13 protein-coding genes are annotated in these 13,219 nt (G+C 72.2%); 6 read left to right on the forward strand and 7 right to left on the reverse strand.

Annotated features, from left to right (window positions below; translation table 11 throughout):
* Positions 1 to 474, reverse strand: a 474-nt coding sequence (locus QZX64_RS08615; protein ID WP_295658408.1) for a DUF421 domain-containing protein, incomplete at its 3' end; no start/stop codon positions are given.
* Between the two features lie 203 nt (positions 475 to 677).
* On the opposite strand from QZX64_RS08615, the gene QZX64_RS08620 reads away from it, so the two are divergent.
* The gene (locus QZX64_RS08620) at positions 678 to 1,193 is read left to right on the forward strand and encodes a hypothetical protein (RefSeq protein ID WP_295658410.1); all 516 of its coding nucleotides are present in this window, start codon (positions 678 to 680) and stop codon (positions 1,191 to 1,193) included.
* Positions 1,194 to 1,202: 9 nt separating this feature from the next.
* Complete coding sequence (locus QZX64_RS08625) at positions 1,203 to 1,889, forward strand: histidine phosphatase family protein (RefSeq protein ID WP_295658411.1); 687 nt, start codon at positions 1,203 to 1,205, stop codon at positions 1,887 to 1,889.
* On the opposite strand, the gene metH is transcribed toward QZX64_RS08625, so the two are convergent.
* Positions 1,871 to 5,593, reverse strand: coding sequence for a methionine synthase (gene metH / locus QZX64_RS08630; protein WP_295658412.1), 3,723 nt, complete (start codon positions 5,591 to 5,593; stop codon positions 1,871 to 1,873). The two genes, QZX64_RS08625 and metH, sit on opposite strands and share 19 nt — an antisense overlap.
* A gap of 183 nt (positions 5,594 to 5,776) precedes the next feature.
* Here metH and QZX64_RS08635 point away from each other — a divergent pair, with 183 nt between their 5' ends.
* Complete coding sequence (locus QZX64_RS08635) at positions 5,777 to 6,631, forward strand: PAC2 family protein (protein ID WP_295658414.1); 855 nt, start codon at positions 5,777 to 5,779, stop codon at positions 6,629 to 6,631.
* A gap of 91 nt (positions 6,632 to 6,722) precedes the next feature.
* Here the strand turns inward: QZX64_RS08635 and mshC are convergent, their stop codons facing one another.
* The 4 genes from mshC to QZX64_RS08655 are packed head-to-tail and all read right to left on the reverse strand — an operon-like array spanning position 6,723 to position 10,069.
* Complete coding sequence (mshC, locus tag QZX64_RS08640; RefSeq protein WP_295658416.1) at positions 6,723 to 7,958, reverse strand: cysteine--1-D-myo-inosityl 2-amino-2-deoxy-alpha-D-glucopyranoside ligase; 1,236 nt, start codon at positions 7,956 to 7,958, stop codon at positions 6,723 to 6,725.
* Between the two features lie 27 nt (positions 7,959 to 7,985).
* The gene (locus QZX64_RS08645) at positions 7,986 to 8,756 is read right to left on the reverse strand and encodes an SCO1664 family protein (protein WP_295658418.1); all 771 of its coding nucleotides are present in this window, start codon (positions 8,754 to 8,756) and stop codon (positions 7,986 to 7,988) included.
* A 4-nt stretch (positions 8,757 to 8,760) separates the two neighbouring features.
* Complete coding sequence (locus QZX64_RS08650; RefSeq protein ID WP_295658419.1) at positions 8,761 to 9,336, reverse strand: DUF3090 domain-containing protein; 576 nt, start codon at positions 9,334 to 9,336, stop codon at positions 8,761 to 8,763.
* 10 nt (positions 9,337 to 9,346) lie between these two features.
* The gene (locus QZX64_RS08655) at positions 9,347 to 10,069 is read right to left on the reverse strand and encodes a histidine phosphatase family protein (protein ID WP_295658421.1); all 723 of its coding nucleotides are present in this window, start codon (positions 10,067 to 10,069) and stop codon (positions 9,347 to 9,349) included.
* 37 nt (positions 10,070 to 10,106) lie between these two features.
* On the opposite strand from QZX64_RS08655, the gene corA reads away from it, so the two are divergent.
* Positions 10,107 to 11,084, forward strand: a complete 978-nt coding sequence (gene corA, locus QZX64_RS08660) for a magnesium/cobalt transporter CorA (protein WP_295658422.1) — start codon at positions 10,107 to 10,109, stop codon at positions 11,082 to 11,084.
* Here corA and QZX64_RS08665 read toward each other — a convergent pair.
* Positions 11,081 to 11,911, reverse strand: a complete 831-nt coding sequence (locus QZX64_RS08665) for an undecaprenyl-diphosphate phosphatase (RefSeq protein WP_295658424.1) — start codon at positions 11,909 to 11,911, stop codon at positions 11,081 to 11,083. The genes corA and QZX64_RS08665 overlap by 4 nt on opposite strands.
* A gap of 114 nt (positions 11,912 to 12,025) precedes the next feature.
* Between QZX64_RS08665 and QZX64_RS08670 the strand changes: the two genes are divergently transcribed.
* The gene (locus QZX64_RS08670) at positions 12,026 to 12,973 is read left to right on the forward strand and encodes an aldo/keto reductase (RefSeq protein WP_295658425.1); all 948 of its coding nucleotides are present in this window, start codon (positions 12,026 to 12,028) and stop codon (positions 12,971 to 12,973) included.
* A 5-nt stretch (positions 12,974 to 12,978) separates the two neighbouring features.
* On the forward strand, positions 12,979 to 13,200 hold the full coding sequence (locus tag QZX64_RS08675; protein WP_295658427.1) for a DUF5703 family protein: 222 nt from the start codon (positions 12,979 to 12,981) through the stop codon (positions 13,198 to 13,200).
* The last annotated feature ends 19 nt before the right edge of the window (positions 13,201 to 13,219 follow it).

Here is a 13,219-nt window from a genome sequence, read left to right on the forward strand (position 1 = left end):
ACCGACCTTGCTCCGCGGGACGACGCTCAACGTGCCGTCGGTCTCCAGGACGACGGCCGCTACCGCCGACACGTCACCGGCGCCCGTACCGCGGACGGCCTGCCTGACCTCGCTCTCGGTCAGCCGCTGGCTGCGCAGGGCGTCGTGCAGCATCGTCCCGTCACGCAGCAGCAGGGTCGGTCCAGCCGTGACCACGGCCCTGCTCCGCGGCCACCGGGCGGTGCACGCAGCGACCAGCCACTGCAGGAGCGCCAGCACCGCCAGCGCGACCGCGCCCTCCGACCACGAGACGGTGCCGCTCAGGAAGATCGTGGCCAGCGTCGAGCCCAGGGAGACCGTGACCACGAGGTCGAAGGCGTTGAGCTTGGCCAGCGTGCGCTTGCCTGAGGTGCGCAGCACCACCATGAGCACTGCGTACGCCGCGGGGCCCACCAGCAGCACCCTCAGGACGTCGGACCAGCGGTCGAACCACATGTCGTCTCCTCCTCCACCTGGGCAGCCAGCTGGCTGCGGCTGCTTGTCCGGCACCGACCCGGCCCGCACGCGACACCGGTGCCCAGCGCCGGTGCCCGCATGGCGTCTCCGGCGCCCACGCCCCCTGCACCGACAGCTCTGGGAGGATCCGGGTGCGTCACCGGATCGCAGCGATCCCGCGACGCCGTCGCGAGCATCGACCGGTGATCGGGGTCTACCGTCGAGCGCACGACGTCGACTTCGGGTACGGCTCCGAGCAGTGGACCGTCGAGACCGACTACGCCGTCCTGGTGAGCGCCGACCTCGGCCTCTGCGGTGTCCTCACCGAGCCCACGAGCGTCGTGGCCAAGGCCTGGGAGCAGATCGAGAGGATCGGCGCCCGTGCGTGGTTCGCGCCGCGCAGTGTCCTGGTCACCGGCGCCGGCCCGATCGGCCTGCTGGCCGCCCCGCTCGGTGTGCAGCGCGGCCTCGACGTGCACGTCCTCGACCGGGTCACCGACGGAACCAAACCCGACCTCGTGCGCGACCTCGGGGCCACGGTCCGCCGTCCACGAGGTCGTGGTGGCTGCCGGCTCGCTGCTGGTGGTGGCGAGCACCGTGGTCCACGGGATCACCGCGTCACCCGGCCGCCGTCTCTGCCGAAGGATCACCGGGTGAGCGCCGGGCGTGCCGGTCGCCGGGTGCACGCCGCCTCTCCGTCCACGGGGTCGACGACCTAGCCTGACCGCATGCGACTGCTGCTCCTCCGCCACGGCCAGACGGTCGCCAACGTCACGGGGGCCCTCGACACCGCCGTCCCGGGCCTCGAGCTGACGGAGCTCGGCCGGCGGCAGGCCGGCGCGGCGGCACGGGCTCTGGCCGACGAGGGCATCGAGGCGATCGCCGTCTCGACCGCCACGCGCACGAGCCAGACCGCGGCCCCGCTCGCCGGGGCGCTCGGGAGCACGCCGGCGGCGTACGACGGGCTGCGCGAGATCGCCGCCGGCGACTTCGAGATGCGCCACGACCAGGAGGCTTTGGAGGGGTACCTCGGCACGATCGGGGGCTGGCTCGAGGGTGACCTCGGTCGCCGCATGCCGGGCGGCGAGACCGGCACCGACTTCCTCCGGCGCTATGACGCCGTGATGGCCCGGATCTGCAGCACCGCGTCGCAGACGGTGCTCGTGGTCAGCCACGGCGCCGCCATCCGGGCCTGGGTCACCCACCGGGCGACCGGCGACCACGCCCCGGCCCACGAGCCGCTGCACAACACCGGCTGCATCCGGCTCGAGGGCAGCCTCGAGGAGGGCTGGAGCATCACGGCGTGGGAGCGCGAGCCGGTGGGCGGCGCCTGGCTCGAGGACGAGACGGCACCCGACCCGACCGGCGGCGAGCTCGACGCCGACGAGGCGCCGGCTCAGTCCTCCGGGTCGTAGCCGAGGTTGGGCGAGAGCCACTTCTCGGCCACGGCGAGGGTCCAGCCCTTGCGCTCGGCGTACTCCTCGACCTGGTCGCGGGCAAGGCGACCGACGACGAAGTACTGCGACTGCGGGTGCGAGAAGTACCAGCCCGAGACCGCGGCGCCGGGCCACATGGCCATCGACTCGGTGAGCCTGATGCCGGTGTTCTCCTCGACGTCGAGGAGGTCCCACAGCGTGAGCTTCTCGGTGTGGTCGGGGCAGGCGGGGTAGCCGGGCGCCGGCCGGATGCCGGCGTACCGCTCGGCGATCAGGTCCTCGTGGGTGAGGTCCTCGGCGGGCTGGTGCCCCCAGAGCTCGGTGCGCACCCGCTGGTGGAGCCGCTCGGCGAAGGCCTCGGCCAGCCGGTCGGCCAGCGACTCCAGCAGGATGGCGGAGTAGTCGTCGTACTCGGCCTTGAACGCCTTGATCCGCTCCTCGATGCCGATGCCCGCCGTCACCGCGAAGCCGCCGACGTGGTCGGGCAGTCCCGCCTCGCGCGGCGCGACGTAGTCCGACAGCGCCCGGTTGGGCACGCCCTCGCGGTGCCTGCCCTGCTGGCGCAGGTGGTGCAGCACGGTGCGGACCTCGGCGCGCTGCTCGTCGGCGTACACCTCGATGTCGTCGCCCACCGCGTTGGCGGGGAAGAAGCCGTAGACGCCCCGGGCGGTCAGCCACCTCTCGCCGATGACGCGGTCGAGCATCTCCTGCGCGTCGTCGTACAGCCTGCGCGCCGCCTCGCCCGTCGTCGGGTTGTTGAGGATGTCGGGGAACCGCCCCTTCATCTCCCACGCGTTGAAGAAGGGCTGCCAGTCGATGTAGTCGCGCAGCTCGCTGATGTCGTAGTCGTCGAGCACGTGCACGCCCGACCGGGCCGGGGCCGTCGGCTGGTAGCCCTCCCAGTCCACGGGCGTGGCGTTCGCGCGCGCCTGCTCGAGGGGCACCATCGGGCGGTCCTGCTTGGTGGCGTGGCGGCTGCGCAGCGAGTCGTAGTCGGCCTTGACGTCGCCCATCAGCCTGCCGCGGCCGGTCTCGTGCAGCAGCGCGGCCGCGGTCGGCACCGAGCGCGAGGCGTCCTTGACCCACACCACGGGGCCGTCGTACCTGGGGTCGACCTTGACAGCCGTGTGGGCCCGTGAGGTCGTCGCCCCGCCGATGAGCAGCGGGATCGAGAGGCCCTGGCGCTGCATCTCGGTGGCGAAGCCGACCATCTCGTCGAGCGAGGGCGTGATCAGGCCCGAGAGCCCGATGATGTCGGCGCCGACCTCGGCGGCGGTGTCCAGGATCTTCTGGGCGGGCACCATCACGCCGAGGTCGATGACCTCGTAGTTGTTGCACTGGAGGACGACGCCGACGATGTTCTTGCCGATGTCGTGGACGTCGCCCTTCACCGTCGCCATCACGATGGTGCCGTTGGTCTCCTTGGCGGTGGCGAGCTCGGGGTTGTCGAGCTTCTCCTGCTCGATGTAGGGAATGAGGTAGGCGACCGCCTTCTTCATCACGCGCGCGCTCTTCACCACCTGCGGCAGGAACATCTTGCCCGCGCCGAAGAGGTCGCCGACGACGTTCATGCCGTCCATCAGCGGGCCCTCGATCACCTCGATCGGCCGGCCGCCGCGCTCGGCGATCTCCCGGCGCAGGATCTCGGTGTCGGCCTCCACGTGGGCGTCGATGCCCTTCACCAGCGCGTGGGTGATCCGCTCCCCGATCGGCAGCGAGCGCCACTCCGCCTCGGTCGCCTCGTCGGCGGCGTCCTGGCGGTTGTAGGTCTCGGCGATCTCGAGCAGCCGCTCGGCGGCGTCGGGGCGCCGGTTCAGCACGACGTCCTCGATGCGCTCGCGCAGCTCCGGGTCGACCTGGTCGTAGACCACCAGGGCGCCGGCGTTGACGATGCCCATGTCGAGCCCGGCACGGATCGCGTGGTAGAGGAAGACCGCGTGGATCGCCTCGCGCACCGGGTTGTTGCCGCGGAAGGAGAACGACACGTTGGAGATGCCGCCGCTCACCTTGGCGCCGGGGAGGTTCTGCTTGATCCAGCGCGTCGCCTCGATGAAGTCAAGGCCGTACGACGCGTGCTCCTCGATGCCCGTGGCGACCGCGAACACGTTGGGGTCGAAGATGATGTCCTCGGACGGGAAGCCGACCTCGTCGACCAGGATCCGGTAGGCCCGCTCGCAGATCGCCTTGCGGCGCTCCAGGTTGTCGGCCTGGCCGTCCTCGTCGAAGGCCATCACCACGGCCGCCGCGCCGTACTTCAGGCACAGCCGGGCCTGCTCGCGGAACCGCTCCTCACCCTCCTTCATGGAGATCGAGTTGACGATCGGCTTGCCCTGCACGTTCTTCAGGCCGGCCTCGATGACCTCCCACTTGGAGGAGTCGACCATCACCGGCACGCGGCTGATGTCGGGCTCGGACGCGATGAGCTTGGTGAAGCGGTCCATGGCCGCGACGCCGTCGATCATGCCCTCGTCCATGTTGACGTCGATGACCTGCGCGCCGTTCTCCACCTGCTGCACCGCCACCGACAGGGCGGCGTCGTAGTCGCCGTCCTTGATCAGCTTGCGGAACCGGGCGGAGCCGGTGATGTTGGTGCGCTCGCCGACGTTGACGAAGAGGCTCTCCTCGGTGATGTTCAGCGGCTCCAGCCCCGAGAGCCGCATGATCGGCCGGCTCTCGACGGGGGTACGTCGCTCCTTGCCGGCCATGGCCTGCGCGATCGCGGCGATGTGCTCGGGGGTGGTGCCGCAGCAGCCGCCCACCAGGTTGAGGAACCCCGCGTCGGCGAACTCCGCGAGCACGGCCGCGGTCTCCTCGGGCGCCTCGTCGTACTCGCCGAAGGCGTTGGGCAGCCCGGCGTTGGGGTAGCAGGAGACGAACGAGTCGGCCAGCCGCGAGAGCTCGGCCAGGTAGGGCCGCATGTCCTTGGCGCCGAGCGCGCAGTTGAGCCCGACGGCCAGCGGACGGGCGTGCCGCACGGAGTCCCAGAACGCCTCGGTCACCTGCCCCGAGAGCGTGCGGCCGGACGCGTCGGTGATGGTGCCGGAGATGATCACCGGCCAGCGCCGGCCGAGGTCCTCGAAGAGCTGCTCGACAGCGAAGATGGCGGCCTTGGCGTTGAGGGTGTCGAAGATCGTCTCGATCACCAGCAGGTCGGCGCCGCCGTCGACCAGGCCCCGGGCGGCGTCGCCGTACGCCGCGACGAGCTGGTCGTAGCCGACGTTGCGGGCACCCGGGTCGTTGACGTCGGGCGAGATCGAGGCGGTGCGCGTGGTCGGTCCGAGCGCCCCGGCGACGAAGCGGGGGCGCTCCGGCGTGGCCACCGCGTCGGCGGCGGCGCGGGCCAGCCGGGCGGCCTCGAGGTTCAGCTCGTAGGCGAGCTCGGCCATGCCGTAGTCGCCCAGCGAGATCGCGGTCGCGTTGAAGGTGTTGGTCTCGATGACGTCGGCACCGGCGGCGAGGTACTCCTCGTGGATGTCGCGGACGATGCCGGGCTGGGTCAGCGTCAGCAGGTCGTTGTTGCCCACCAGGTCGCTGGGCCAGTCGGCGAAGCGCTCGCCCCGGTAGCCCGCCTCGTCCGGACGGTCCCGCTGGATCGCCGTACCCATCGCACCGTCGAGCACGAGCACGCGCTCGCGCAGCAGGGCGGTGAGCTGCTCGGTGGCGTCGGGGCGGTGGTCGGGCACGGGCGTCCTCTCGGTGCCCGCGCTCTGCGGGCCCTGCAAGCCTAGGCAGCCGTCCCAGCGGGTGGACGGCGCTCCCGCATCGTGACACCGGCCGCGGACCACCGTGAAATCGTCGTCGACGCCCGCCGCGGCGCACCGGTCGCGGCGTCCGCGCACCCACCGGCCGGGGCATAGGGTTGCGGCGTGATCGAGATCGACGACCTGACCGACCTGGTGGACCCCGTGGTGATCGCCGCCTTCGAGGGCTGGAACGACGCCGCCGAGTCCGCCTCGCAGGTGATCGCCCACCTGATGGCCGTGTGGGACGCCAAGGTCGTCGGCGCGATCGACCCCGAGGAGTTCTACGACTTCCAGGTCAACCGTCCCCTGGTCACGACCGACGAGAACGGCCACCGTCAGCTGATCTGGCCGACCACCCAGATCGCCGTCGCCTCGCCGCCCAACCTGGAGCGCGACATCATCCTGGTCCGCGGGATCGAGCCCAACATGCGGTGGCGCCAGTTCTGCGCGGAGCTCCTGGCCGCCTGCGACGACCTCGGCGGCGAGCTCGTCGTCACGCTGGGCGCGCTGCTCGCCGACACCCCGCACACCCGGCCCATCCCCGTCACCGGCACGGCCACCGAGCCGGAGCTGGTCGACCGGCTGAAGATCGAGCAGTCGACGTACGAGGGCCCGACCGGGATCGTGGGCGTGTTCCAGGACGCCTGCGTGCGCCTCGACATCCCGTCGGTGTCCTACTGGGCCGCCGTCCCGCACTACGTGGCGCAGCCGCCGTGCCCCAAGGCGACCCTCGCGCTCGTCGGGCAGATCGAGGACCTGCTCGGCGCCAGCATCCCGCTCGGCGACCTCCCGGAGGAGGCCCGCGCCTGGGAGCGGGGTGTCGACGAGCTGGCCGAGGAGGACGAGGACATCGCGGAGTACATCCAGGCGCTGGAGGAGACCCGCGACACCACCGACCTGCCCGAGGCCTCGGGCGAGGCGATCGCGCGCGAGTTCGAGCGCTACCTGAAGCGGAGCCGGGGCGAGGAGCCGGAGTGACCCGGTCGGCCTGAGGCCGCCGTTTGGTCCCAAACGACATCCCCAGGGCCCCGAAACGTGTCGTTTGGGACCAATCGGCAGGGTCGGAGGCTCAGAGCGCGAGCCCGAGCGACGCGTCGAGCAGCCGGCGTACGACGTCGGCGGCCTCCCGGTCGGAGGTGTCGGCCAGCCCCGTGGTGCCGACCGTGGCGTCGACCCATGCCTGCACCACGGCGACCGCGGTGGGGGCGTCGAGGTCGTCGGCCATCGCGGCGGTCACCGCCTCGACCACCGGCGCCGCGGGGGCGCCGGCCCCCAGCGCCAGGGCCGAGCGCCAGCCCTCGAGGGTGTCGAGGGCGTCGAAGAGCTCGGCGTCGGTCCACTCCCAGTCGTCGCGGTAGTGGTGGCGCAGCAGGGCCAGCCGGATCGCCATCGGGTCGATGTCGCTGTTGCGCAGGGCGGAGACGAACACGAGGTTGCCGCGCGACTTCGACATCTTCTCGCCGTCGTAGGCGACCATGCCGGCGTGCGCGTAGAGCTGGGAGAAGTCGGCACCGGTCGCCACCTGGCCGTGGCCGGCGCTCATCTCGTGGTGGGGGAAGACCAGGTCGGAGCCGCCGGCCTGCACGTCGAAGGAGTTCCCGAGGTGCTCGTGGGCGATGGCGGCGCACTCGATGTGCCAGCCGGGTCGCCCCGGGCCGAACGGGCTGTCCCACGCCGGCTCGCCCTTCCGCTCGCCGCGCCACACGACGCAGTCCAGCGGGTCGCGCTTGCCCGCGCGCTCGGGGTCGCCACCGCGCTCCCCGAAGAGCCGGAGCATCTCCTCGCGCTCCATCCGCGAGATGGCGCCGAAGCGCGGGTCGGCGGTGGCGGAGTAGTAGAGGTCCGTCTCGACCTGGTAGATCGCGCCCAGCCGCTGCAGCCGCTCGATCATCGCGACGACCAGCGGGATCGACTCGACGGCGCCGACGTAGTGGGCGGGCGGGAGCACCCTCAGCGCCTGCATGTCCTGCCGGAACAGCTCGGTCTCCCGCTCGGCCAGTGCCACCCAGTCGACCCCGACCTTGGTGGCACGCTCCAGCAGCGGGTCGTCGACGTCGGTGACGTTCTGGACGTAGTCGACCTCGTGCCCCGCCACGCGCCAGGCCCGGTTGAGCAGGTCGAAGCCGACGTACGTCGCGGCGTGCCCGATGTGGGTGGCGTCGTACGGCGTGATGCCGCAGACGTAGAGCCGGGCGGTGCCCTGCGGGCTGGTCTCGACGAGCTTGCCGGTGGCCGTGTCGTGGATCCGCACCGACGGGCCGGTGGCCGGGAGGGTGGGCACGTCGGGGGCTGACCAGGCACGCATGGCGCGCAGCCTACCCAGCGGCCCGCATCAGAACGGCGGCCAGGGGATGGCGGGTCCGTGGGCCAGCGGCGCGGGCATCGCGGGGTCGGCCAGGAGCCGGTGGCAGCGGCGTTCGAGGGCGTCGAGCTCGTCGTCGTCGAGCAGCGCGGGCAGGGCCTCGTCACGGACCTGCGCGAGCACCCGGGCGACGCCGTCGAGGTGCTCCTCCGCCAGCGGCTCCCCCAGCCAGCCCCACAGGACGGTGCGCAGCTTGTTCTCGACGTGGAAGCTCACCCCGTGGTCGACGCCGTACCGGTGGCCGTCCGACATCGGCAGCACGTGGCCCCCCTTGCGGTCGGCGTTGTTGACGAGGATGTCGAAGACCGCCATCCGGCGCAGCGCCGCGGTGTCCTCGTGCACCAGCGAGACCGGCCGGTCACGCTCGTCGATGCCGTCGAAGACGTGCCGGAAGCCCTCCGGGAGCCGGTGGCCGCGGACGATGTCGACGGCCACCTGGTCGGGATCGGGCTCCATCCACGCCTGCACCATCCCGGGACCGTGCGGCCCGTCGCGCAGGACCGTCGGCGGGACGACGTGCCAGCCGAGCATCTCGGAGACGGCGTACGCCGCCACCTCGCGGGAGGCGAGGGTGCCGTCGGGGAAGTCCCAGAGCGGTCGCTCACCGCTGATCGGCTTGTAGACGACCGTGAGCTCGCCCAGGGTGCCGACGAACGTGGCGTTGGACGCCGGCATCACACGCCCGTGCAGCTCGAGGTCGCCCTCGAGCAGGTCCTCGACCGCCACCGTCAGCTCGGGCATCCGGCTAGGGGTCGCGTCGCCGGAACCCGTTGGCGCGCACGCACAGGTGTCCGTCGGGGTCGAGCGGGTTGCCGCAGAACGGGCACGGCGGGCGCCCCGCCTCCAGGACCCGGGCGGATCGCTGCACGAACGCGCGGGCCATGCCCGCAACCAGCCGGACCACGAAGATCTCCTCGGGCTCCGGCTCCTCGAGGTCCTCCTCGACCTGCTCGGGCGAGACGACCGCCGCCTCGGTGTAGGGGAACACCTCGATGACGATGCGCTCCTCGGTGGGGTCCCACGACAAGGTCATGGTGCCGGCCCGGAACTCCTCCTCGATGGGCTGCTCGAGAGGGTGGTCGTCGTCGAGGTCCAGCGGTGCGACGGCGGGGATGAGCGACTCGGTCGCCTCGCTCGACATCAGCTCGTCGAGGAGCTCGTCGACGCGCTCGACCAGGGCGGCGACCTGCTGCTTCTCCAGGGCGACGCTGACCAGCCGCACGCCCTCGCGGGCCTGGAGGAAGAACGTGCGCTGGCCGGGCTGGCCGACGGTGCCGACCACGAAGCGGTCCGGCGGGTCGAAGGAGTGCACGACAGGCATGTCGCCCACCCTATGACCGCGTGCCAGACGCGCCCGGGCCCGCTCCCCCGCCGACCGCGGCGTCGGCGGCCGGCCGGCGGCGCCGCGAGCGCTTCGCAGGCCTCAGCCAGGACAGGTCGCCGGCGTGGGTGTTGCTCGCCAGCACGTAGGGCCGGGTGTCGGTGTAGCGGACGATGCTCACCGACGCCGGGTCGACGACGATGCGCTGGAACTGGTCGAGGTGGGTGCCGAGCGCGTCGGCGAGGATGGACTTGATGACGTCGCCGTGGCTCACCGCCACCCAGACGGCGTCGTCACCGTGCTCCTCGCCGACCCGCCGGTCGTGGCGGCGTACGGCGGCCACGGCGCGGTCCTGCATGGCGCGCAGCGACTCGCCCCCCGGGAAGGCCGCGGCGGAGGGCTGCTGCTGCACGACCTTCCACAGCGGCTCCTTGCCGAGCTCCTTGAGCGAGCGGCCCTGCCAGTCGCCGTAGTCGCACTCGGTGAGCTTGGCGTCGCGGGTGACCGGCAACGGGTCGGGGTGGGCGGCCACGATGGCCGCGGTCGTCTGCCGGCACCGCTCCAGCGGACTGGTGACGACCGCGCGCACGGGCACGGCGGCGAGGCGCTCCGCGGTGGCCCGGGCCTGCTTCTCGCCGGCCTCGTCGAGCCGCACGCCGGGCGCGCGGCCGGCCAGCACCCCGCCGGCGTTGGCCGTCGTCCGGCCGTGGCGGACGAGGATCAGGGTTGCCATGGCCGCGACTGTACGGCCCGGGGACTAGCCTGCCGCTGTGATCGTCGACAGCGCGCTCTACCGCGACGGCGTCCGGGTGCCGGTGGACTGCGAGGTCGCCGACCTGGCCGCGATGCGTCGGCGCGTCGACCCCGGCGACTTCGTGTGGGTCGGGCTGCACGAGCCCACGGCCGAGGAGCTCGACGAGGTGGCCGAGGCGTTCGGGCTGCACCCGCTGGCCGTCGAGGACGCCCTCAAGGCCCACCAGCGGCCCAAGCTGGAGCCGTACGGCGACGGCCTCTTCCTCATCCTCAAGACCCTCTGGTACGTCGACGCCGACGACGCCGTCGAGACCGGCGAGATCAGCCTCTTCGTGGGCACGGACTTCGTGGTCTCCGTGCGCCACGGCGAGGGCGCCGACCTGCACGCCGCCCGGCTCGGCCTCGAGACCCGCCAGAAGGTGCTGGCGCACGGGCCGTCCGCGGTCGTCTACGCCGTCTGCGACCAGGTCGTCGACCACTACGGAGAGGTGGCCGACTACCTCACCGAGGACGTCGACGAGGTCGAGGAGTCGGTGTTCAGCACCGAGCGGACCCAGGACGCCGCCCGCATCTACGTCCTCAAGCGCGAGCTGGCGGAGGTACGGCGCGCGGTGATGCCGCTGCGCGAGCCGGTCAGGCGGTTCACCGACGGTGCGGTGCCCGGGATCCATGCCGAGGCCGGGCCCTACTTCCGGGACGTGGGCGACCACCTCTCGCGCGTCTCCGACACCATCGACGCCCTCGACTCGCTGCTGTCGACCGCCTTCGACGCCCACATCGCCCAGATCTCCCTGAGGCAGAACGACGACATGCGCAAGATCTCCGCCGGGGCAGCACTGGTGGTCGTGCCCACCCTGATCGCGGGCGTCTACGGCATGAACTTCGACCACATGCCCGAGCTGCACTGGGCCTACGGCTACGCCTGGGCGCTGGCACTGATGGTCGGCAGCTCCGCGGTGCTGTACGCGCTGTTCAAGCGCTCCGGGTGGCTCTAGCCGCTCGCGGAGAGCACGCCGGTGCTCAGGAGCACGAGCGTGGCGAGCCCGAGGGCGATCCGGTAGACCACGAACGGCGTGTACGACCTCGTCGAGACGTAGCGCAGCAGCCAGGCGATGGCGGCGTACCCGACCACGAAGGACACGACCGTGGCGACGATGGTCGGGCCCCAGCCGTAGGTGTTGTCGCCGTTGGGTATCTCCTTGAGCTCGAACAGCCCGGCCCCGACCACGGCGGGGATCGCGAGGAGGAAGGCGTAGCGGGTGGCCGCCTCGCGCTCGAAGCCCAGGAGGCGACCCATGGAGATGGTGGCGCCGCTGCGGGAGACACCGGGGATGAGCGCCAGCGCCTGGGCGGCTCCCATCAGGACCGCGGCGCGCAGGGTCAGGTGCTCGATCCTCTTGTCGTCGGCGCTGACGCGGTCGGCGATGCCGAGGACGATGCCGAGCACGATGAGGGCCGTCGCGATCACCCATAGGTTGCGGAAGTCGCGCTCGATGACGTCCTTGAGCAGCACGCCGAGGACCACGATCGGCAGCGAGCCGAGGATGATGAACCAGCCCATCCGGGCATCGAAGTGGCCGCGGTACTCCGGCTTGACCAACGAGCGCACCCACGTCGAGCCGATGCGCCAGATGTCGTGGCGGAAGTAGATCAGCACGGCCAGCTCGGTGCCGATCTGGATCACCGCCGTGAACGCCGCACCCGGGTCGCCCCACCCGAAGAGCTCGGGGAAGATGCGCAGGTGGGCGCTGCTGGAGATGGGCAGGAACTCGGTCAGGCCCTGGATGAGGCCCAGCACCACCGCCTTGAGCAGATCTAGCACGGCGGGCAGCCTACGGGGACCGGCTCGGGACCCGTCGCAGGCGGGGCGGCGGTGTCGGCGTGGCGCCGGCCTGGGTGCCCGGGCCGCCTGCCGCTCCTGGCTACGGTGTTCGCCATGCAGCAGCGCGCAGTGGGCTCCACGGGGCTCAGGGTCTCCCGCCTCGGGCTCGGCACGATGACGTGGGGACGCGACACCGACGAGCACGAGGCACGCGACCAGCTGATCGCCTATGCCGAGGCCGGCGGCACCCTGCTCGACACCGCCGCGGGGTACGGCGACGGCGCGTCGGAGAAGCTCATCGGGACCCTGGTCGGTGACGTCGTGGCACGCGACGAGGTCGTGCTGGCCACCAAGGCCGGCATCTCGCGGCGTACGGGCGAGCGCGTCACCGACACCTCACGGGGCCACCTGCTCTCCTCGCTCGACGCCTCCCTGCGGCGGCTGGGGGTCGACCACGTCGACCTGTGGCAGGTGCACGTGTGGACCGACGAGACCCCCGTCGAGGAGACCCTCGGCGCCCTCGACTTCGCCGTGTCCAGCGGGCGGGCGTCGTACGTCGGCATCTCGAACTACGCCGGCTGGCAGACCGCGCAGGCCGCCACCTGGCAGCGTGCCGTCCCGGGGCGGACCCCCCTGGCGTCGACCCAGGTGGAGTACTCGCTGCTCAACCGCGCGGTCGAGCAGGAGGTGCTCGCGGCGGCCGCCGCCCTGGGGCTCGGGGTCCTGCCCTGGTCGCCGCTGGGCCGCGGCGTGCTGACGGGCAAGTACCGCGGCGGCACCCCGTCGGACTCCCGCGGCGCCTCACCGCACTTCGCCGGCTTCGTCGGGACCTACCTCGACGAGCGCGGCCGCGGCATCGTCGAGGCCGTCGCCCGCGCCGCGGAGGGACTGGGCTGGACGCCCCTGGAGGTGGCGCTGGTGTGGGTCCGTGACCGCCCGGGCGTCACCGCCCCGATCGTCGGCGCCCGCACCGCGGCGCAGCTGTCGGCCGCGCTGGCCGTCGAGGAGCTGGTCCTGCCCAGCGAGATCGTGCACGCCCTCGACGACGTCTCTGGAGAATAGGGACCATGAGCCGTCGCCGTCCGCCCCCGAGCCGTGGGGTCGAGTGGGAGTTCGAGAAGGTCACGTTCTCCCGCGAGTACCCCCGCGGCGTGGTGACCAAGCTGCTGGTCGAGCGCGCCGAGCACGGCGGTTGGGAGCTGGACCGGGTGCGCATCGGCCCCGACGGGACCCGGCGCGTGGTGCTGCGGCGCAAGATCATCCGGCAGCGGCTGACGCTGTCGGTGTAGTCCCATGCGTCCCGGTGGT

It is taken from the genome of uncultured Nocardioides sp. (assembly GCF_902805925.1).
Lineage (GTDB): Bacteria > Actinomycetota > Actinomycetes > Propionibacteriales > Nocardioidaceae > Nocardioides.